This window comes from Treponema bryantii NK4A124 (genome assembly GCF_000421345.1).
GTDB lineage: Bacteria > Spirochaetota > Spirochaetia > Treponematales > Treponemataceae > Treponema_D > Treponema_D bryantii_B.
The window spans coordinates 207538-228659 of the sequence record NZ_ATWV01000005.1; the positions used below are offsets into that span (position 1 = coordinate 207538).

Consider the following 21122-nt stretch of genomic DNA (forward strand, 5'->3'; position numbering starts at 1 on the left):
AGGGGGTCCCATGCTTCTCAATTTTGCGCAGCAAAATTGAGAAGCATGGGACCCTGGGGGATTACTTTTTCAGTTTTGCCGTCACTGGGACCCGATGTCACAATTCAAAAATCTCTCATTTTAAGGATAAATAATGAATAATAAGATTAAAGATTTATTATCAAAACTCACCCTCGAAGAAAAGGCCGGCCTTTGTTCCGGCAAAGATTTCTGGCGTACAAAGCCTGTAGAAAGACTTGGTATTCCTTCCGTTATGGTAAGCGACGGACCAAGTGGCCTGCGTACCCAGTTTGATAACGGTGTAGACGAAAACGATTCCCGCCCGGCCGTAAGCTTCCCGTCCGGCTGTGCAACCGCTTCCAGCTTTGACCGCTCACTTCTGCGCCACCTTGGCGAGATTCTCGGCGAAGAAGCAAATAACTATAATGTTTCAACAGTACTTGGCCCTGCAATCAATATCAAGCGTTCTCCCCTTTGCGGACGAAACTTCGAATACCTTAGCGAGGATCCTTATGTTTCCGGAGAACTCGGTGCTGCTTATATCAGCGGAGTTCAGTCAAAGAATGTAGGAACTTCGGTAAAGCATTTTGCCGCAAACAATCAGGAAACAAACCGCTTTTCTGTCAGCGAAGAAGTCGACGAGCGAACTCTGCGCGAGATTTATCTTCCGGGTTTCGAGACCTGTGTAAAAAAATCAGCTCCTACTACAATCATGTGTTCATATAACGCAATCAACGGCGAGCTTTCAAGCCAGAACAAGTGGCTTCTTAAAGATCTCCTCCGCGATGAGTGGGGCTATAAGGGAATGGTCGTTTCTGACTGGGGCGCTGTTTATAACCGCGTAAAGGGAATTAAAGCCGACCTCAGCCTTGAGATGCCATATTCAGGCGGTCATACAGATAATGATATTGTGGAAGCAGTTAAGTCCGGCGAACTCACTATGGAAGAACTCGACGAGGCAGTTTCTCATGTGCTCGAAATGGTTTTGAATTATACAGAACATAAGCAGTCAGGTGTCTTTGATATGGAAAAAGATCACGCTGCCTCTGCAAAAATTGCGGAGGAATCCTGCGTACTGCTAAAAAATGAAAACTGTCTTCTTCCTCTCAAAGCGCCAGCTGAGAAAATCCTCTTCACCGGCTGCTTTGCAGAAAACCCGCGCTATGGTGGTGGTGGAAGCTCTAAAATCAAATGCTACAAAATGACAAGCGCTATAGACGCAGCCCGCGAAGCCGGCCTCAATGTAAAATACGTAAAAGGTTATAACGACGACTTTGTAACAACAAGCCCAGCCCTCACTGCAGAAGCCGAGCAGGCAGCCCGCGAAGCCGACACTGTAGTAGTTTTTGCAGGACTTCCTGAAAGCTTTGAGTCAGAAGGTGCAGACCGCACAAGTCTTGATATGCCTCAGGTTCAGAATGAACTGATTGAAAAACTCGCTGCCGTGAACCCACACATTGTTGTAGTTCTTCACAACGGTGCTCCTGTAACAATGCCTTGGGTAGACAAGGTTGCCGCAATTCTTGAGTGCTACTTAGGCGGAGAAAATATCGGAACTGCACAAATCAATATCTTGTTTGGTAAGACTAACCCAAGTGGTAAGCTTGCAGAAACTTTCCCTCTTCGTCTGGAAGATACACCTTGTTATCTGACCTATCCTGGAAACGGCCGCACCTGTCATTACACAGAAGGAATCTTTGTAGGTTACCGCTGGTACGACAGCCGCAAAATGCCGGTTCTTTTCCCATTTGGTCATGGGCTCAGCTACACAAGCTTTGAATATTCAGACCTCAAACTTTCAAAAACTGCCTTCGAAGACAGTGAAGGGGTGGATGTAAGTGTAACTGTAAAAAATACCGGCGACCTTGAAGGAAAAGAAATAATCCAGCTTTATGTCTCTGACAAAACCGGTGTAGAAATCCGCCCGGAAAAAGAGCTTAAGGGCTTTGAAAAAATCAGCCTCAAGCCGGGTGAGTCAAAGAAAGTAACTTTCAAGCTGGACCAGCGTTCTTTTGCCTACTGGAATACCGATACTAAAGAGTGGTACGCTCCAAGCGGAAATTACATCATCAGCATTGGTGCTTCAAGCCGCGACATCCGCCTTACCGCAGAAGTTGATGTAACCTCATCAGGTAAAAAAGCCTTTACAATCACACCTCAGACAACAATGGGCGACATGCTCCGCAACCGCGAAATGGCAGCTCTTATTCATGATGATTATATGAAGGCACGAAAGTTCCTTGATGATATGACTGATGAAGAGTTTGAGGCCAAGTTCCCATTCCCTAAGGAAGGAATGCTTGGCATGATTTTGAGTAATCCATTCCGAAGCAACCGCGGTCGCGACGGAAAAACTATGGAAGATATTCTGAAGCAAGTAGAAGACTATAATAAAGCACTGGAAAAATAACTATACTTCCACATGCACCATAGTGGCAACTGCCTGTGCCTGTACGTTAGCGTAGACACTGCGGTTTGCCTTATATGGATTCTTAAAGCCCGCGATCTGCGATTTAAGCTGTTCAATGTGAACGCGGAGCAGGTCGCGGTTGATAGCATTCTGTTTAAGCACTCTGTCCTGCAGATCAGACAAATCATTTTGAAGTTTTGCGATTTCAGCATCTTCTGCGGCAGAGACAGCGGCACTGGCAGTACCATTTCCGGCATGATACATCTTTGCCATTGGCACAATCACTTTCTGAAGACTTGCGATGTTCTTTACAACCTGCTGCTCAAGCTCTGTATGTGCAAGGAGATTTTCCGGATTTTCAGAGGTGATTGAATCCTGCTGTTTTTCAAGAACTGTAAGATATTCGCGGAATTTACCCCTCTGTTCTTCCAAAAGACTTCTAAAACGGCGCAAGATTGCAACGCGTTCGTTTAATTCTTCCTGTGTGATTTCTGCCATATTTTCCCCCTGGACGGTCCCCACCGTTACCCCACAATATTCAAAGTATTTGCAACCTTTGCAGCCGGAGCATTTGCCGTAGAATTAGCAATTGTTCTCCATGCATCAGCAAGTTCATCAACCTTACTTAATACAAACTCAATTTTCTGCTTATTATGGCTGATTGTTGCATCCATCAATTCTTCATTAAAATAAACATACAAAGACATAAGATTGCGCGAAATATCTCCGCCTTTTTCCATATCAAGCGAAACCTGAAGTTCAGTAATGATGGCCTGTGTCTTCTGCAGATGAATACCAAACTGTTCGATATCTCCGGCCTTTATTTTGCCATTTGCATCAAACAGATTAAGTGCTGCCTTAAGATGCTTTACAGCACCCTCATAAAGTAAAACAACCAGTCTTCCCTGACTTGCAGTGTTTACATTAGTTTTCTGATATGCAGCATAAGCGTTCTGGTAACCCATTGGCTTTCCTCCTTGAATTCCGAATTTCCGCGTAAAATGCGGGTATTCTTATCTGATTTTCGGATTTCTAAAATTTTACTTTAGAACTTTTTTCGTTTTTTAGTGGAAAAAATTACATATCTTTACTATATTTAATAGTAACAAACGATTTTTACTCAGGAAACATACTATGGCAGAAAATCAGAACGACGAAAACAAACCACAGAACGATGAGGACGATCCATATAAGTTCTTCAAATTCCCTGGTCCGCAGGATAACGACGATAAAGACAAAGATAAAAATAAAAAGAATAAGAACGGAAAGAAAAAGCTCCCTTTCTGGCCTGTTTTGCTGCTTACTCTTTTTGTTGTTGCCATGGCAGAATACTTCATCTTCCCTAAAAATGATGATTTAATAGACTATTCTGATTTTAAGGCCAAAATTGAGCGTGGTGAAATCAAATCTGTAGTAATCAGCGACTCTTATTTCATTGGTTATGGAACTGTTATAGAAACTGATGTTGGAAACGGCAAGGGGCTTAAGCTCTTTAATGTACCTTCTGCTAAGGCTGCAATTCAGTACAAAACTTCTGCAGTTCTTACCCAGAGCTTCCTTGATTTCCTGGAAGAGAACAATATTCACTATAAATTTGCCGCAAAACAGAATAACTGGTTCATCCAGCTGCTTTTGAACCTGATTGTGCCATTCGGCCTGATTTTCCTTATGTACTTCTTCCTCTTCAGAAAGATGGGAGGCGGAAACGGCGGTGGAATAGGCTCTATTTTCAGTGTAGGTAATTCCCGGGCAAAGGTTGTAGAAGAGGGTAAAATCAAAACCCGCTTTACAGATGTTGCCGGTGTAGACGAGGCTAAGGAAGAGCTTGTTGAAGTAGTTGATTTTCTTAAGAATCCTAAAAAATATACAGAAATCGGTGGTAAAATTCCTAAGGGAGTTCTTCTTGTTGGTGACCCTGGAACCGGTAAAACTTTGCTTGCCCGCGCTGTTGCAGGTGAGGCCGGTGTACCATTCTTCAGCATTTCCGGTTCAGACTTCGTAGAAATGTTTGTCGGTGTTGGTGCTTCCCGCGTCCGTGACCTCTTTAAGCAGGCCCGCGAAAAAGCTCCTTGTATTGTTTTTATTGATGAAATTGATGCCCTTGCCAAGAGCCGTGCAAATGGCTTCAGTTCAAACGATGAGCGTGAACAGACTCTCAACCAGCTCCTCGTAGAAATGGATGGTTTTGATAATGAAAAGGGCTTGATTGTACTTGCCGCAACCAACCGTGTAGACGTTCTTGACCCTGCAATCCTTCGTCCTGGCCGCTTTGACCGTCAGGTTCCGGTTGAAAAGCCTGATGTAAAGGGCCGCGAAGAGATTCTTCGCATTCACGCAAAAAATGTTAAACTTGATAGTGATGTTGATTTTGAGTCCATTGCTCACGGAACTACAGGCTTTGCCGGTGCAGACCTTGCAAACGTAGTAAATGAGGCAGCCCTTCTTGCAGTTCGTAACGGCCGCAAGAAAGTAACTATGGAAGATTTCAACGACGCTATAGATAAGGTAAGCATTGGTCTTAAAAAGAAGAGCCGCAAGGACAATAAAAAGCAGATGCGCCTTGTTTCAGTTCACGAAACAGGACACGCCCTTGTTGCAGCCTTTAATCCTGACCACGAGCCTGTAAATAAGATTACAGTTGTTCCTCGCAGCCATGGAGTAGGCGGCTTTACCCAGTACCGCGAAGAAGGTGAAGAAAAGTTCAACATGACCCGCAAGGACATGATGGACGAGATCGACAGTCTGCTTGGTGGCCGTGCCGCAGAAGAGGTAATTCTTGGAGATATTTCTACCGGCGCTTCAAACGATATTGCCCGCGCAACAGAAATTGTAAAGCGCATGATTACAGACTTCGGTATGTCAGACAAGTTCAAGAACATGACACTTGGTAAGGGTGTGCTCGGCAGCCGTGGCGGAGATGCAAACCTTATCCGCGAGTTCTCAGAACAGACTCAGAATTATATTGATGAAGAAATTGCTCGAATCATGGACGAGCGTTACAAGTACGTTGTAAAACTGCTCAAGCAGCATAAAGAACTTCTTGAATACATAGCAAACCGCCTGGTAGAAGTAGAAACCATGGACGGCAAAGAGTTCTATGAAATTGTGAAGGGCGAACAGCACTGCAAAGAGCTTGCAGAAAAGGCTGGTAAAAAAACAGAGAATTCTGATTCTGAAGTAACGACAGAAAAGAAAACTCGTAAGCCACGTGCTAAGAAAACAGAAAACTAATAATACGAGACGGGCTCATGCCCGTCTTTTTTAATATTTTACAATAACTTTTCAAACAGATAAAAAATCACTATAATTGCAAAATATTCTCATTTTACATTTGTGTCATCTTCGGGCTTGACCCGGGGATCTGTACTGTAAGGACAATATCATGGCAACGACAAACTTGGAAAAAATGCGCAACATAGGAATCATGGCGCATATTGATGCTGGAAAAACCACAACAACAGAACGTATTCTCTATTATACAGGTAAAATTCATAAGATTGGCGAAATTGACGACGGCCAGGCTACTATGGACTGGATGGCTCAGGAGCAGGAGCGTGGAATTACAATCTGCTCAGCTGCTACAACAACTTACTGGAAAGACCATCAGATAAATATTATTGATACTCCGGGCCACGTAGACTTTACTGCCGAGGTTGAGCGTTCGCTTCGTGTACTCGACGGCGCGGTTGCAGTAATTTGTGCCGTTGATGGAGTTCAGCCACAGACAGAAACTGTATGGAAGCAGGCAGATGAGTTTGCTGTTCCTCGTCTCTGCTTTATGAACAAGATGGACCGCATTGGTGCAGACTTCTTTGGTTCAATGGCTGACGTTGCCGAAAAATTTGGAGTTGAAACACTGGCGTTGCAGATTCCAATCGGCGAAGGCCAGGACTTTGAAGGTGTAATTGACCTTCTTAATATGAAAGAAATCCGCTGGCACGAAGATGACGAAGGCGAAACCTTTGATGTAACTGATGTTGATTCTTCGCGCCTGGCACAGGCTCAGGAATGGCGCGAAAAGCTGGTAGAAACAGTTGCCGGCAGCGATGATGCCCTTATGGAAATCTACCTTGAAGGCGGCGAAATTACTGTAGATCAGCTTAAAAAAGCAATCAGAGCTGGAACAATCAGCCGTGCCTTTGTGCCATTTGTAATGGGTTCTGCCCGCCACAATCAGGGTGTTCAGCCGCTTATTGATGCTGTAATTGATTATCTTCCATCTCCTCTGGATATTCCTCCTGCAAAGGGAATCCGCATTAAGAAGGATACAGAAGAAGAGGTTGATGTTCCAACTGATGTTTCAAAAATGCCTCTTGGTCTCGTATTTAAAATTCAGTATGACCGCGAAATGGGACCTCTCTGCTATGTCCGCATGTATTCAGGAAAAATTCAGGCCGGAACTCAAATCTTCAATATAAATAAGAAAAAACGCGAGCGGGTAAACCGCATTCTTCGTATGCACGCAAATAAGAGTGAGCCTTGCGATTCAGTTAGCGCAGGTGATATCGCAGTATTTATCGGTCTTAAGCTTGCTCAGACTGGTGACTCTATCGGAACTGAAGCCTTCCCGATTTTGCTTGAACAGCCAAAGTTCCCTCAGCCTGTAATTTCTGTTGCCCTTGAGCCAGAAAGCATGAGCGAAAAGGACAAAATGAACGAAACTCTCGAGATTTTGAGCCGCGAAGACCCAACCTTTACAAGCCACGAGGATGCAGAAACAGGTCAGCTGATTATCAGCGGAATGGGTGAACTTCACCTGGACGTTCTTGTTACCCGTATGCGCGATGATTTTGGCGTAAAGTGTAATGTAGGTGCTCCTCAGGTAACTTACCGCGAGTCTGTAAGCGGAAGCGCCGAGGCTACAGAAGACTTTAGCCGCGTACTTGCCGGAAAAGAAAATACAGCCGGCCTCACAATCACAGTTGAGCAGCGCGAGCAGGGTAGTGGTAACTCCTTTGAAATTACCTGCCGACATGCCGAAGTTCCGGATGAAATTATTGAAGCAATTAAGAGTGGCTTTATGTCTGCCCTTAATTCAGGTATCCGCTACGGTTACCCATGTACAGACGTTGGTGTTAAGGTTACTGCAATCAAGTATGATGAGCTTACTTCAAGCACTTTCGCCTTTGAGGCTTGTGCTGCTCAGGTTTTTGACAAGGCCTGTACAGCCGCTAACCCTGTAATTCTTGAGCCTGTTATGAACGTAGATATTTCATGTCCTAAGGAATTTGTGGGCCCGGCCTCAAGCCAGCTCAGCCAGCGCGGCGGAAACATCATGGGCCAGGATTCCAAGACAACCGGCGAAATTATTCACGCCCAGGCTCCAATGGCAAACATGTTCGGCTTTACAACAAACCTGCGTTCAGCAACCCAGGGCCGCGCAAGCTTCTCAATGGAGTTCAGCCACTTCCAGCTTAAGGTTGGCGGGTTGGGATAATATTTTTTTACTGGCGGACTGGGATAATATTTTTTTTACTTGACTTCTGAATGCTTGTATCTTATATTATAAGCAGTTGGGAGCGTTCCTGCCCTTAAAGTGGAAGATATAATTCTAGGTGCACTTCTACCTTTAAAATGAAGGATATAATTCTAGGCGCACTTCCGCCTTTAAAGTGAAGAATATAACGGGCGGCATAAATTGCCGCCTTATTTTTTGCCGGAAAAATATGTTTTATACGATTACAGATGAATATATTGATTATTTGAGCAAAGAAAATCCTCATGTTATGTCTAATAAGCAGGAAACAAGAACTTATCATAGAAAATACATAGGTCTTGTAACAGAATTAAACGGACATAAATACTTTGTTCCTATGTCATCTCCAAAAGATGTTGATTATCTTCCAAATGGTGATATTAAGAAAGACAGTCTTATTAAGATTTATATGCGCAATAAAAAAGTCCTTTATGGAACAATTAGATTCAATTATATGATTCCAGTTCCTGCATCTGAGCTTGAAGAAGTTACTGTTAATGATGAAGGCGACTTTAAGTATAAGATTCTTATGCAGAGTGAATATTTCTTTATCAATTCAAACCGAGATAAAATTGAAAAAACGGCCGTAAGGCTTCATAAAATGCGTACAACTTATAATCCAGAACGGAATAAAAACAAGCTTATGGAAATAACATTGGATTTTGTAAGTTTGGAAAAGATGTGTGATGCATATAAGAAAAAGTAGTACATAATGCTGATTTTTATTTTCCCTTGTCATTAAATGACTACTTATATTCACTATAATAGCATTGCAGAAATAGGATTTTAGGATTAAAATTAAAACTATGTTATTGACAAAAGTTTTGCCTCAGTTCAGACTCGACAACTCGACAACTCGACAACTCGACAACTCGACAACTCGACAACTCGACAACTCGACAACTATAGGCGAACTATGTTCTAGCAGAAAAATCAATATAATTTATATACAACAAAAGGACAGGTCTGTCGCACATGCGGCAGACCTGTCTTTTTGTTTTTAACGAAATAGGAGGTAATTTATGGATACAGATGTTTATTTGTTATGTCCATTTTGTAAAAAAGTAACAAAAGCTGTTTGCAGTGGAGATGGTATCGATAATGTACATTGCAATGAATGTGGAAACTCATTTAAAGCTTCTCGAACAATTGATCATTATCAAGAGTTTAGTTTGTCATGTCCAACAGGAACGCTTCGTCATAATGATTCATATTTATATGTTCCTGTGAATATAAAAATGATTTAGAAGTTTATAATTGTGAAAAAAAAATGTAGAGGTGAAAAAATGAAAATTTTTAAGTTTATTGGAAAATTAATTGGAATTGTACTGGCACTCTTTGTTGTGGTTATAATAATTGGCGTTGTTGTAGATGATGATGATAGTAAATCTAATACAACAACAAAAACTGTAAAAACAAAGAAATCTAAAGGGCCTGTATATACTCTGGATAATCCAAATCCAATTTCTGATTTTAGATATGAGTTTACAGAAGATCAGAAAGCTATTGTTATTAAATATTATGTAGGTGACTCCAGTACAGTAGTGTTTCCTGAGAGTATAGAAGGTTATCCTGTCAGACGAATAGATGACATACCATCTTCTGAATATCATGGAATTTATAAAAATATAATAGTTCCAAAAAGTGTAAAAGAACTTGGCCGAGGTGCTTTTTATAATGTCAAAGGAAATATAAATATAGATTTAACAAATCTACAATATATAGGAGAGGGTGCTTTTTCCAGTTCAGATTTAACTGGTACCGTAATTATTTCCAAAAATTGTATTTATGATGTAGATTGGAGTGAACATCTTAAAACTTTCGCAGTTGGGTGGGGAGATCGTAATTCTCATTGTTTTGCATATTCAAAAGTAACATCTGTTATAATTGAAGAGGGGGTAACAATTCTTCCTGATGCTATGTTTTATAGCTGCACTGAATTAAAATCTGTGAAAATTCCTTCTTCTTTGAAGTATATAGGGGATGATGCATTTAGTTGTTGTAATTCGCTAACTGAAGTTATATTTGCAGATGGTCAAAAAATAAAATATGAAAATGACCATGTATTTGAAGGGTGTGATTCTTTATCTTTGGCAACTCGCACAAAACTAATTCAAAGTGGATATGATGGAAGATTTACTGTCTTTTAATAATCTTTTGAATGTAAAAAAAGTGTCTCATCAGTTGTCTCCAAAAGACAAAGCTATGCTATGAAAAAACTTTTGATATTGCTTATTTTTACGCTGTCATCAACCTTATTTGCGAATCCATGGGATTGTTATTGTGATGATCCCGGTTTACGAAAAAGGTTTGACAGCATAAATAAACAGTATTTTAATTCTGAATTAAAAGTTGATTATATCAACTTCAATAATGAACTGCCGGATGACAGTTTTGCAATTACCTATCATTGGTCTCCCTATACCGCCTTTCCCGACAGAGAAGTTATAGCTGTAAATCCTAAATTAATGGAAAAAGAAGAAAGTGTTATTATGTCGGTTATTGCCCACGAATGCTGCCATGTGTATGTAGATCAGAATGATCCTGATGTAAGATATAATGGATATACTTGTGACGGGCATGATCACGAGATGTTTCATGCAATTATGAAAAAATTACATGATGCGGGATGCACTTTATGGATTCCACTGGGCTGGGAATTCTAGATGATTTTACACCTTTTGATTATGAAGGAGGCTAATTAATTTTCATGAAAAACTTGCAAAAAATTATCTGTATCTTGTTTATTACGTTCATTACTACAGCAGTGTATGCAGCGTCTCCAACTAAGCGTGATGGATACGGTGTATTGTGTAATCCTGAAACAACAGTTGTTACCTGCAATGTTGATGTAACTTCTGCTATATGGGGGGAGGAGCCTCATGATGGAGAGTACTATGCAATGGTTTATAGATCACCTGGATCTGACTCATGTTCGATGTTGCTGCGGGATGCGGATTTCTCGGAAAGTTATGATATTGATTTCTGTGATGGAAATTATTCACAGGACTTGTTAAAAGCATTAGATGTATTCACATTTCAGTGGAATACAGGTATGTATAGAACAGCTCTTATTGTAACAGTAAAAGATTTACATATCGTGAAGATTCATTCTGATGATGAAGCCTGGGATTCATATGCTCGTTGGGTAAATAAAACATTTTATGGTAAAGAGGGATATGCACTCATTAACTGAGTTTTGTAAAAAAATAAAAAAAATCGAAAAATCATCGTTTTAGATGTTGACACAAAATGATGATTTCGATATATTAAACATCACATTCCGCGGGGGTGGTGGAATTGGTAGACACGCAAGCTTGAGGTGCTTGTGGCGCAAGTCGTGGCCGTTCAAGTCGGCTCCTCCGCATAAGGGCTTCCAGATTGGAAGCTCTTTTTTTTTTGCCCGGGCTTTCCGGGGAGTTGAGGTAAAAATGTTAGCAGTATTTGTAAATTGCGGCGCGGTAATTCTTGGTTCAATAATCGGTCTTTTGTTTGCCAAAAAGTTTACAGAAGAGCTTTCTGATATGATTCAGACTGCCTGTGGTGTAATTACTCTGGTTCTGGGAACTCAGATGGCCTTTAAGCACAACAATATTGTTTACCTTGCTCTTTCTTTGATTTTGGGTGCAATTGTCGGCTACGCTCTTGATATTGACGGTGCAATCCTAAAGCTTGGCGGCAAACTCGAAAAGCTTACAAAAAAAGGGGAGGCTTCCGGCTCTTCTAACTTTGCCTACGCCTTTTTGAACTCTTCGGTGCTTTTCTGTGTTGGGGCTATGTCAATTGTGGGCTCCTTTGAGGCCGGTGTAAATCATAACTATACAACAATCTTTACAAAATCAATTCTCGACGGCTTTATGGCAATCAGCTTTACGGCCGCAATGGGAATTGGAACTGTTTTTTCTGTAATTGCAATTCTGATTTATCAGGGCGGGCTCACTCTGCTTTCGGAGTTCCTGCAGCCTTATGTATCTGAACTTTTAATTCAGGAACTTTCTGCCTGCGGCGGTGCGCTCATCATAATGATTGCGATTAACCTTCTGGGACTCAAAAAAATCAAAACTGCAAACTTTCTGCCGGCCCTGGTGTTTGAGATTTTGTTTGTAATACTTGTGCCGCTTGTTTTGAAACTGTTCTCGTAAAACCGGGGGTTTTAGGGGGTGCCCCCCTAGGAGAAGGGGTAGCGTAAGACCGCTTGCGGGCTGAAGCGAGGGGGAGACTTCCCCCTCCTGAATGCCCGAAAAAATCACACTTATAAGAAATTTCTCTGTTGACTTCTGCCTTAGATGTGCTAGAATAGGTATAATAATATAACCCTTAAGGAGGCCACATAAAATGGCAAAGGTAGAACTTAAAGGTATTGGTAAGGTTTACGACGGCGGTGTTCGTGCTGTAAACAATGCTAATATCACTATTGAAGACAAGGAATTCTGCGTATTCGTAGGTCCTTCTGGATGCGGTAAGTCAACAACTCTCCGTATGATTGCTGGTTTGGAAGATATTACTGAAGGTAAGCTCTTCATTGATGGCGTTGAAATGAACGACGTTCCTCCAAAGGATCGTGATATCGCCATGGTATTCCAGAACTACGCTCTTTATCCACATATGACTGTTTATGATAACATGGCATTCGGATTGAAGATTCGTAAGATGGACAAGGCTGAAATTGACCGCCGTGTTCGCGATGCTGCTAAACAGCTCGACCTTACTCAGTATCTCGATCGTAAGCCAAAGGCCCTCTCTGGTGGACAGAGACAGCGTGTTGCTGTAGGTCGTGCTATCGTTCGTAATCCTAAGGTATTCTTGTTCGATGAACCTCTTTCTAACCTCGATGCTAAGCTTCGTGTAACAATGCGTTCTGAATTGGCTGCTCTTCACAACAGACTTCAGGCTACTATGATCTACGTAACACACGACCAGATCGAAGCTATGACACTTGGTACAAAGATCGTTGTAATGAAGGACGGAGTTATCCAGCAGATTGGTGCTCCACTTTACCTCTACAACAACCCAATCAACAAGTTCGTTGCAGGCTTCATTGGTACACCTCCAATGAACTTCCTCACTGTAAAGGTTCTTGAGAAGAACGGAAAAATCGTTTGTGATGAAGGTTCTTTCGAAATCAACCCTACAGACGAGCAGGCTAAGAGCTTGAAAGACTATGTTGGTAAGGAAGTATCTTTCGGTATTCGTCCTGAAGACCTCACATACGTTGACAAGCCAGCTGCAAAAGATGATATGCAGATGAAGATTACTAACAAGGAACCACTTGGTGCTGAAACTCACCTTTACCTTGTTTCTAACAAAGGTCAGTCTATCATTGCTAAGACAACTGCAAATGCTGAATTCCGCCTTGGTGATTCAGTAAACGTTGTTCCTAACATGGAAAAGGCTAAGTTCTTCGCTCTCGACGAAGGCGAATTGAACATCTGCGATACTATTGAAAAGAAGTGGTAAGCCATTACGGTGGTTGAGTAGACACGAAGTGTCGTATCGAAACCACCCGGTTTGACCCGTCGCTGAAAAATCACTAATATAAAAAGCGTGGTACTCTTGAGTGCCGCGCTTTTTTTTTGGAGGATTCTTTTATGAAAAAGATTATTGCTCTTGCAGCAGCTGTTCTGCTTATTTCAGCTTCTGTTTCTGCACAGGTACTTAGCAAACAGGGTGTAAAAAATACTTTATCAACTTCTTTTGGCATGCCTTATGACAAGGCTGGTAATTCTGACAGGAGTGGAGTTCGTCTTTACGGACTTCTGGAAACGCTTCAGGTTCGCCTTGATGTGAGTAAGTTTACTGCAGAAGGCATGCTCAACTGGGGTGCTTTAACCTGGTGGGATGCCAGAGGTGGTTTTGACAGCATAACATTTGAAAATACCGGAATTACACCTTTCTTCTATACAAACAATAATAATGAAGGCGGCTGGTGGACTAATCCTTATATCAAAGGTTATTACGTTAATTTTCTCTGGCATGCAACAGATGGTCTTGATTTTGGTATGGGAACAAGATTGAACTGGGTAATAGGTCCGGCTCCTTCTTCTCTGGATAATTACTGGAGCTATAAAGCTCATGTTACTCAGGGCGGACTTGAAGATGCTGCCCCTGGTGCGGCTGATGTTGCGGGTTATACTTATTATGCTAACTGCTATACATCACTTTATGAACTTAATACAAAGTCGGCTATTGGTGTACGTTATAGATATGAAGATTTTATTGAAGCAGGTATAACCATTCCTTCTGGTGTTACTACATCGACACCTTTGTTTAATGCTGCTTTTAAAATCCATCCGGCAAAAGTCTTTACAGCAAGCATTGCTTACGAAGGAATTCTTCGTTCAAATGGAAATCTTTATACAGGACTCACTCTTGATTTTGATTATATAATTCTCGATGCTTACCTTGCAATTAATTTCAGAAATACAAGACTTATTGCAGATTCTTCTCCTGATCAGTGGGGAAGTCATTGGGGAACCGGTGCTGCAATCACCATCAGTATTCCTAAAATTAATATGATTCTGCGTCCGGAAACCGGTTTTTCTTTCTATAATGATTCTAATTACACAATGGCCTGGTATGTTGGTGGAAGACTGGATTTTGCCTTTGCTGATAATTTTGTTCTGGGTGCCTGGTCTTCATTTGCTCTGGGGGCTTCTGATAAGCGCTGGCATGATAAAGGAAGTGCTTTATATAATCCGGATTATACCGGAGGAAATGTGTTCGATATCAGACCTGAACTTACCTGGAACATGAATAAGAACAATGCTCTTACAGTATATTTTGATTTCCAGAATCGTCTGAAGTTTACAAATCAGAATTATAATGCCTGGGCATCTGGCCTTTACTGGACATATAGCTCAAACTAAATACGGATAACTATGAATAAAAACTCTCTTGTGCTTTATAAAAATCAGTGTGCTCTTGTAACAGACCGCGACGGCGATAAATATCTGATTCGCTTTTGCAGTCAGCCGGCAACTCCCGGCGGTAAAAAAGCGGTGTATGGTGAGCAGAAAGTTCGCGAAAAGGATGTTGTGCTCTTGCATGAAGGTCCGGTTTCTTCGCTGGAGAATGTGCTTGCTTTTTCTGATGATAAGATTTCTGCCCAGCTGGAAGAAACTCATGAACTTTTACTGAGCGATGAGTCTACTGCAGGTGAAGCAATTTCGCTCTCTGATTTAGCTGAGTATGCAAGAGGAGCTTTTGCTGCAGATGAAGCCTGGGCTTTTTATTCTGCTGTAGGTTCTTCCGTGCTTTTTGCAGCGGATGCAGAAGCCTTGAAAAATGGAAAAATTCAGTTTATTCCAAGAAGTTCTGAAGAGGTTGAAGCTCTGAATAAAAAGCAGTATGAAAAAGAGCATGAAGCTGAAATAAGGGCGGCTTTTATAAAGCGTGTGAGGGAGCGAAAACTTGATCTTCCTGATGATGCAAAATTTATGGGTGAGGTGGAAGCCTTTGCTCTCTGTAAAACTGATAAGTGCCGTGTTCTTGTCGATGCTGGAGTTGCTCAGACTATTGAAGCGGCTCATCGTCTTTTGATTGATACGGGTATCTGGGATTTTACAAAGAATCCTTATCCGACTCGTTATGGTTTTTCTTTTGATTCTGCTAAAGATCAGCTGGGGGCTATGCCTTCTGAGGAGAGACTTGATGTGCCGGGCGTAGCCTACGCAATAGACAGTGAGCATTCTGCCGACCCTGATGATGCGGTTGCTTTTGACGGCGAATATCTCTGGGTTCACATTGCAGACCCGGCTTCTTCTGTAGAGCCTGATTCTAAAATTGATATTGCAGCGCGAGACCGCGGTACCACCTTATATATTCCTGAGGGAACTTCGCGTATGCTTTGCGAAAGCTGCCTTGAAGATTATGCACTTGGTCTTAAGGAAGACAGTCATGCTCTTTCTTTCAGAATTAAGCTTGATGGTGAAAGCCAGATTGAGGAGTGTCAGGTTTTCAAGACCAATGTTAAGGTAAAGCGTCTTACTTATAAATATGCCGAAGAGCATAAGGAAGACGCGGAGTTGAAGCCGCTTTTTGAAATTGCCCGCAAGAATAAGGCTCGCCGCGAAAAGAATGGTGCCGTAACAATTCAGATGCCTGAGGTTGATATTTCTGTAGATAAGGAAACTAAGAAAGTTACGATTGAACCTGAGGCTCGTCTTGAATCTAACGAAATGATTGCAGAACTGATGATTCTGGCCGGGGAGGGTGCTGCCCGCTTTGCTTTTAAGAATCAGATTCCTTTTATGTATATAAGTCAGGAAGCTCCGGATTTTCCCGGAAATCTTCCGGATGGCTGGGCTGGCCAGTTTGCCCGCATTAAGTGCATGAGAAAGCGTTCTGTTGGAATAACTCCTGCTCCTCATGCGGGGCTTGGAGTATCTTTCTACAGTCAGGTTACATCACCTTTGCGCCGTTACGGTGATTTGATTTCTCACGAACAGCTTCGTGCCTTTATTGACGGCCGCCACCTTATTGCAAAAGATGATATGTTGGAGAGGGTAGCTGCCGGTGACGCCGCATCAATTGCCGCAAAAAAAGCCAGTCGCCAGAGCGATACTCACTGGAAGCTTGTTTATCTTCTTCAAAATCCGGATGCTGAATACGAGGCCTTCTGTATCGACCGCCGCGGAAACGATGCCCTCTTTTTGATTCCGTCTCTTGATATGCAGGCTACCTTGCGCAACTGCAGCGACGTAAATCTGAATGATGCCGCTGTTCTCAAAATGTCAAAGGTTGATATTCCGGAACAGAAAGTGGACTTCAGCCGAATAAGATAACGCCGGTGGTTGAGTAGCCCGAAGGGCGTATCGAAACCACAGGTAACTAAAGTCACCCTATAAGATAACCTCCGTTACCCCAAAAGTAACAAGTGTTACCCCAAATGTAACCATTGTCACTCTTGTTTTCTCACCAGATAGACCGTATATTCAAGGTGTCATGCCGAACTTGTTTCGGCATCTCAGGAGGTAGACATGGATAGTATTATTTCAGTTTTAGCTGATAATCTTCCCTGGGTTTGGGTTGCGGTGACAATCATCTGTGTTGTGATTGAATCGCTTACTCTTTCCCTTACTACCATTTGGTTTGGAATCAGTGGTTTTCTGATGGTTTTTCTTGCCTTTACGCCACTTCCATTTCCAGCTCAGTTATTCATATTTGTAGCTGTGGCTCTGCTGCTTTTGATCTTTACAAGACCAATCGTAAAGCAGAAGTTGAGTCAGAAAAAAATCGCTACGAATTATGAGCGGATAATTGGACAGATCGCCGTAGTGACAAAGAAAATCACAGCACTCGACAAGGGGGCTGTAAAAATCAATGGTATGGAATGGACTGCTGCAGTTCGCGAAGACATTGTTCTCGAAGAGGGCAGCAAGTGCATTATCGAAGAAATTGCCGGTGTTACGGCATATGTAAAACATGTGTAAGCCCGCTGGCGGGCGGTGTTAAATGGGAAACCGTTAAAAAAAATGCGAAAGCATTTTTTAGGTTGTCCTTATTGAAAAGGAGGATTTAGAAATGATTTACGTAATTATCGCAGTTGCAGTTTTGATTATGATTCTGATTATCACAAACATCAGAATTGTTTCTCAGTCAAATGCTTTTGTTATTGAGCGCCTTGGAGCTTATCAGGGAACCTGGAATGTAGGACTTCATGTTAAGATGCCTTTTCTTGATCGCATTGCCAAAAAGGTTTCTCTGAAGGAAAAGGTTTTTGACTTTCCGCCACAGCCGGTTATCACCCGCGATAACGTAACAATGATGATTGATACTGTAGTTTATTTCCAGATTACAGATCCAAAACTCTACACTTACGGTGTAGAAAAACCAATCAATGCTCTGGAAAATCTTTCGGCTACTACACTTCGTAACATCATTGGTGAACTGGAGCTTGATGAGTCTCTTACAAGCCGTGACGTTATCAATACAAAAATGCGTTCTATCCTGGATGAAGCAACAGACCCTTGGGGAATCAAGGTAAACCGTGTAGAGGTTAAGAATATTGAGCCTCCACAGGCTATCCGCGATGCAATGGAAAAGCAGATGAAGGCTGAACGCGAACGCCGCGAACAGATTCTTATTGCAGAAGGTCACAAGCAGTCTGCAATTCTCGAAGCAGAAGGACAGAAACAGGCTTTGATTCTGCAGGCAGAAGCTCAGAAGGAGTCTGCAATTCAGAAGGCAAAGGGTGAAGCAGAAGCTATCCGTGAGGTTCAGCAGGCTAAAGCCGAAGGTCTTAAGATGCTCCGTGATGCCGGAATGGACGACAAAGTTTTGAAGCTCCGCAGCCTCGAAGCCTTTGAAAAAGCCGCTGATGGTCAGGCAACAAAGATTATTGTTCCGTCTGATTTGCAGAGCCTTGCCGGTGTTGTTACAAGCGTTGCTGAAATTGCAAAGAAATAGATTGCCACGTCGCTTCGCTCCTCGCAATGACGATTAATTACCGTCATTGCGAGCGCAGCGAAGCAATCCATATCATGGAGAATCTGTATATGAAAAAAAACTATTTAATAATATTAATTTTGCTCACTTTTTGTATTACATCTTGTAACAAATCAAAAAATAAAAATTCTACGCCGGCTTGTTATTATGATGTACTGAAGGTTAAGGCTGATTTAGCTGCTTCTTCCATGAATTCAATGTATGATCCTTCCGCCTTTGATCAGCTGGAAGAAGATATTCTTGCCGGAAAAGTCAGCAGTACTGACTGTTATTATAGAATTGCAAAAATTCTTAGTACTTATCACGTTGCTCATGTTTACATTACAAGAAATGAACCGGATCCTTTTGTACTTCCTTTTGACTTTTATAATTTTGGAAAGGAAATCCATATCAACAAAGCAACAAGAAAATATAAAAAGTATCTTGGCTGGAAAGTAACTAAAATCGGTGGTTTGGAAATTGATGAAGCCGTCGATAAAATTACAGATTTTTATTCTTATGAAACAGTTATAAGTAAAAGATATTATCTGGAATTCCGGAATCCTTTTAATGATTATAAGTATGCTGGCCTGCTCGACAAAAAAGGAAAATTACACCTGACTCTCGAATCGCCCGAAGGAAAATCTGAAGAGCTTGTCTTAAAAGCAGTCGACATAAGAAAAAATGCATATATTACAAATATGCCAGAAATAAAAAACGAGTATCTTCCTCATTTTGTGACGGAAAAATATTCTTTCAAGCCCTGTCCTGAAAAACGCACTTTATATGTGCCATATCGTTCATGTACAGCAAGGGAAGATTATCCAGCAGATGTCTGGTTTTCAGATATCATAAAAGAATTAAACAGCGGCTTGTATGATACTCTTGTATTTGATTTAAGATATAATCGCGGCGGCTATAATCTTACCTGGGGCTTTCCTGAAAAATATCAGGATGAGTTGAATAAAGTAAATATAGCCCTTGTCGCTGGCGGAAGAACTTTTTCCGCAAGCACAATTTTTATGGAATCAATTTTGAAGGTCTGCCCGAATGCAAAAATCTTTGGAGAAGAAACCGGTCAGGCAATCTATAATTATACAGGTACAGTAAACGAAGTCTTGAAAAGTATGAATTGCAGAATTTATATTCCAAGATTCCTTGATGAAATAACTCCTCTTCCAGAACTTAAAAAGAGAACAGATTCATACTATCGCGGCATCATGCCCGATGTTGAAGTTTACGAAAACTATGAAGATTTCATGAAGGGTGAAGACACTATCTACAATGCTATTTATGAATACTTTAATAAATAACGTACGTCATTGCGAGCGAAGCGAAGCAATCTAATTGTCGCAATGCCAGAAAATGTGTGGTATAATAGAATTATGAATTACAAAAAGTTTCTGGACAAACCTTTTCGACTCATGGCTTTGATTGGCTGTATCTATCTGATTGCCATGCTGCTGCTGAATATATTTACAGATTTTTCTTACGAGCTGAGTATCATGCCTTTTTCGAGAGTTGTTTCCTATTCAACTCAGGGAGTGGCGCTGCTCCTTTGTATTCTTTCCTTTTTCTTGTATACACACCACAGTATTTATTATATTGCACTTGAAACTCTGACCATTTCTTATCTCTATACAGGCCGCATTTATACAGCACTTTTTTTGACTGCAATTTTATTTGTCCTTCTTTTGCTGGAAAATAGACTTGCTTCCAGATTGCGGCTAGGAATATATCTTGCTCTGGAAGTTGTAAAGCTTGCTCTGGTTATTCCTTATGGAGTTAGAAGCTTTTTTGAGTATCTTGGAATTTCTCTTTTTGCCCTTGCAACAATCGGCTGTATAAATCTTTTGTTCCGCCATGCCTATGAAAGAAAGGGGAGTGGGGCAATTAATCTTGATGATTATAAATTTACAGATCGGCAGCTGGACTGCATTAAAGAAACTGTTGTAAATAATACGACAATTAAAGCGCTTGCAATTACTCACAATGTAAGTGAAAGTGCAATTAAAAAAGATCTGGCTCATATTTATAGTGTTTTGGGAATTACTGGAAAAGCTGATTTAAAGGCTTTGTTTATCGGATATCAGTTTTAATTTTTTTTTCAAAAAAAAATTAAAAAAAAGCATAAAATTCACGTATCAGCTATTGACGAAAAGTTTAGAAAGAAGTATATTCATTTTCACCGTCGCAACACAGCGGCGCTGCTCTTTGACAGATCAGGGAAGGAAATAACTGACTAAATAATTTTTTAGTGTTTTTACCATAAAAACACAACCCGCGAAACAGACACGCAAGGTGTCATTCCGAACTTGTTTCGGAAATCTAAGTTTCGATTGTAAATCAATTCAGCAAATATTCAGCTGGTTTTGAACTAATTTATGAAGATCATTACCCTTCGGGGTATTGAAATAATCATGGAGAGTTTGATCCTGGCTCAGAACGAACGCTGGCGGCGCGTCTTAAGCATGCAAGTCGAGCGGTAAGATTGGTGCTTGCACTAATCCTAGAGCGGCGGACTGGTGAGTAACGCGTGGGTGACGTACCTCTGTGACGGGGACAGCTCCTAGAAATAGGAGATAATACCGGATACGCTGCATGTTGTCAGAGGACATGCAGGAAAGGATCTTTTGATTCGCACAGAGAGCGGCCCGCGTACTATTAGCTAGTTGGTGGGGTAACGGCCCACCAAGGCGACGATAGTTACCCGGCCTAAGAGGGTGATCGGGCACATTGGGACTGAGATACGGCCCAGACTCCTACGGGAGGCAGCAGCTAAGAATATTCCGCAATGGACGAAAGTCTGAC

General features: G+C 41.6%; 18 protein-coding genes, 1 tRNA gene and 1 rRNA gene. 18 read left to right on the forward strand and 2 right to left on the reverse strand.

All coding sequences use genetic code 11. The annotated features are described in order from the left end of the window. Positions 1-133 precede the first annotated feature (133 nt). Positions 134-2410 carry a glycoside hydrolase family 3 C-terminal domain-containing protein gene (locus G626_RS0106900; protein ID WP_022932057.1) on the forward strand — a complete coding sequence of 759 codons (2277 nt, stop codon included), beginning with the start codon at positions 134-136 and terminating at the stop codon, positions 2408-2410. Here G626_RS0106900 and flgN read toward each other — a convergent pair whose 3' ends face one another. Both flgN and fliS read right to left on the reverse strand, forming a co-directional pair. Then, positions 2411-2908: a flagellar export chaperone FlgN gene (gene flgN / locus G626_RS0106905; RefSeq protein ID WP_022932058.1), complete on the reverse strand. Its 498-nt coding sequence runs from the start codon at positions 2906-2908 to the stop codon at positions 2411-2413. It lies immediately after the preceding gene. Between the two features lie 26 nt (positions 2909-2934). Continuing rightward, positions 2935-3375: a flagellar export chaperone FliS gene (gene fliS / locus G626_RS0106910; protein ID WP_022932059.1), complete on the reverse strand. Its 441-nt coding sequence runs from the start codon at positions 3373-3375 to the stop codon at positions 2935-2937. Positions 3376-3544: 169 nt separating this feature from the next. On the opposite strand from fliS, the gene ftsH reads away from it, so the two are divergent. The 17 genes from ftsH to G626_RS0106995 form a co-directional block, all read left to right on the forward strand. After that, positions 3545-5641: an ATP-dependent zinc metalloprotease FtsH gene (gene ftsH, locus G626_RS15700; RefSeq protein WP_022932060.1), complete on the forward strand. Its 2097-nt coding sequence runs from the start codon at positions 3545-3547 to the stop codon at positions 5639-5641. 151 nt (positions 5642-5792) lie between these two features. Continuing rightward, positions 5793-7847, forward strand: coding sequence for an elongation factor G (gene fusA, locus G626_RS0106920; protein ID WP_022932061.1), 2055 nt, complete (start codon positions 5793-5795; stop codon positions 7845-7847). A gap of 229 nt (positions 7848-8076) precedes the next feature. Continuing rightward, positions 8077-8592: a type III toxin-antitoxin system ToxN/AbiQ family toxin gene (locus G626_RS0106925; RefSeq protein WP_022932062.1), complete on the forward strand. Its 516-nt coding sequence runs from the start codon at positions 8077-8079 to the stop codon at positions 8590-8592. Between the two features lie 316 nt (positions 8593-8908). Then, entirely contained in the window at positions 8909-9133 is a 225-nt protein-coding gene (locus G626_RS0106930; protein WP_022932063.1) for a hypothetical protein, read from the forward strand. A 39-nt stretch (positions 9134-9172) separates the two neighbouring features. Further along, positions 9173-10036: a leucine-rich repeat domain-containing protein gene (locus G626_RS0106935; protein ID WP_022932064.1), complete on the forward strand. Its 864-nt coding sequence runs from the start codon at positions 9173-9175 to the stop codon at positions 10034-10036. 60 nt (positions 10037-10096) lie between these two features. Further along, on the forward strand, positions 10097-10552 hold the full coding sequence (locus tag G626_RS0106940) for a SprT-like domain-containing protein (protein ID WP_022932065.1): 456 nt from the start codon (positions 10097-10099) through the stop codon (positions 10550-10552). A 44-nt stretch (positions 10553-10596) separates the two neighbouring features. Beyond that, positions 10597-11082: a hypothetical protein gene (locus G626_RS0106945; protein ID WP_022932066.1), complete on the forward strand. Its 486-nt coding sequence runs from the start codon at positions 10597-10599 to the stop codon at positions 11080-11082. Between the two features lie 89 nt (positions 11083-11171). After that, positions 11172-11253: transfer RNA gene (locus G626_RS0106950), tRNA-Leu, on the forward strand. Positions 11254-11317: 64 nt separating this feature from the next. Continuing rightward, the gene (locus G626_RS0106955; protein WP_022932067.1) at positions 11318-12028 is read left to right on the forward strand and encodes a DUF554 domain-containing protein; all 711 of its coding nucleotides are present in this window, start codon (positions 11318-11320) and stop codon (positions 12026-12028) included. Positions 12029-12221: 193 nt separating this feature from the next. Continuing rightward, positions 12222-13343: an ABC transporter ATP-binding protein gene (locus G626_RS0106960; protein ID WP_022932068.1), complete on the forward strand. Its 1122-nt coding sequence runs from the start codon at positions 12222-12224 to the stop codon at positions 13341-13343. Positions 13344-13474: 131 nt separating this feature from the next. Then, positions 13475-14752 (forward strand): hypothetical protein, encoded by a 1278-nt coding sequence (locus G626_RS0106965; protein WP_022932069.1) that lies wholly within the window; start codon positions 13475-13477, stop codon positions 14750-14752. Positions 14753-14764: 12 nt separating this feature from the next. After that, positions 14765-16669, forward strand: coding sequence for a ribonuclease catalytic domain-containing protein (locus G626_RS0106970; RefSeq protein WP_022932070.1), 1905 nt, complete (start codon positions 14765-14767; stop codon positions 16667-16669). A 195-nt stretch (positions 16670-16864) separates the two neighbouring features. Further along, positions 16865-17317, forward strand: coding sequence for an NfeD family protein (locus G626_RS0106975; protein WP_022932071.1), 453 nt, complete (start codon positions 16865-16867; stop codon positions 17315-17317). Between the two features lie 91 nt (positions 17318-17408). Further along, complete coding sequence (locus tag G626_RS0106980; protein ID WP_022932072.1) at positions 17409-18293, forward strand: SPFH domain-containing protein; 885 nt, start codon at positions 17409-17411, stop codon at positions 18291-18293. Between the two features lie 89 nt (positions 18294-18382). After that, entirely contained in the window at positions 18383-19624 is a 1242-nt protein-coding gene (locus G626_RS0106985; RefSeq protein ID WP_022932073.1) for a hypothetical protein, read from the forward strand. Between the two features lie 72 nt (positions 19625-19696). After that, positions 19697-20410 (forward strand): helix-turn-helix transcriptional regulator, encoded by a 714-nt coding sequence (locus tag G626_RS0106990; RefSeq protein ID WP_022932074.1) that lies wholly within the window; start codon positions 19697-19699, stop codon positions 20408-20410. A gap of 318 nt (positions 20411-20728) precedes the next feature. Further along, a 16S ribosomal RNA gene (locus G626_RS0106995) occupies positions 20729-21122 on the forward strand; the annotation flags it as partial.

Excerpts from the sequence above, each read along its gene's own strand:
- G626_RS0106925 (WP_022932062.1), top strand. The coding sequence starts at position 8,077 with ATGTTTTATACGATTACAGATGAATATATTGATTATTTGAGCAAAGAA.
- G626_RS0106980 (WP_022932072.1), top strand. The coding sequence starts at position 17,409 with ATGATTTACGTAATTATCGCAGTTGCAGTTTTGATTATGATTCTGATT.
- G626_RS0106970 (WP_022932070.1), top strand. The coding sequence starts at position 14,765 with ATGAATAAAAACTCTCTTGTGCTTTATAAAAATCAGTGTGCTCTTGTA.
- G626_RS0106935 (WP_022932064.1), top strand. The coding sequence starts at position 9,173 with ATGAAAATTTTTAAGTTTATTGGAAAATTAATTGGAATTGTACTGGCA.
- fliS (WP_022932059.1), bottom strand. The coding sequence starts at position 3,375 with ATGGGTTACCAGAACGCTTATGCTGCATATCAGAAAACTAATGTAAAC.
- G626_RS0106940 (WP_022932065.1), top strand. The coding sequence starts at position 10,097 with ATGAAAAAACTTTTGATATTGCTTATTTTTACGCTGTCATCAACCTTA.
- G626_RS0106975 (WP_022932071.1), top strand. The coding sequence starts at position 16,865 with ATGGATAGTATTATTTCAGTTTTAGCTGATAATCTTCCCTGGGTTTGG.
- fusA (WP_022932061.1), top strand. The coding sequence starts at position 5,793 with ATGGCAACGACAAACTTGGAAAAAATGCGCAACATAGGAATCATGGCG.
- G626_RS0106990 (WP_022932074.1), top strand. The coding sequence starts at position 19,697 with ATGAATTACAAAAAGTTTCTGGACAAACCTTTTCGACTCATGGCTTTG.
- G626_RS0106985 (WP_022932073.1), top strand. The coding sequence starts at position 18,383 with ATGAAAAAAAACTATTTAATAATATTAATTTTGCTCACTTTTTGTATT.
- G626_RS0106900 (WP_022932057.1), top strand. The coding sequence starts at position 134 with ATGAATAATAAGATTAAAGATTTATTATCAAAACTCACCCTCGAAGAA.
- flgN (WP_022932058.1), bottom strand. The coding sequence starts at position 2,908 with ATGGCAGAAATCACACAGGAAGAATTAAACGAACGCGTTGCAATCTTG.
- G626_RS0106955 (WP_022932067.1), top strand. The coding sequence starts at position 11,318 with ATGTTAGCAGTATTTGTAAATTGCGGCGCGGTAATTCTTGGTTCAATA.
- G626_RS0106965 (WP_022932069.1), top strand. The coding sequence starts at position 13,475 with ATGAAAAAGATTATTGCTCTTGCAGCAGCTGTTCTGCTTATTTCAGCT.
- ftsH (WP_022932060.1), top strand. The coding sequence starts at position 3,545 with ATGGCAGAAAATCAGAACGACGAAAACAAACCACAGAACGATGAGGAC.
- G626_RS0106945 (WP_022932066.1), top strand. The coding sequence starts at position 10,597 with ATGAAAAACTTGCAAAAAATTATCTGTATCTTGTTTATTACGTTCATT.
- G626_RS0106930 (WP_022932063.1), top strand. The coding sequence starts at position 8,909 with ATGGATACAGATGTTTATTTGTTATGTCCATTTTGTAAAAAAGTAACA.
- G626_RS0106960 (WP_022932068.1), top strand. The coding sequence starts at position 12,222 with ATGGCAAAGGTAGAACTTAAAGGTATTGGTAAGGTTTACGACGGCGGT.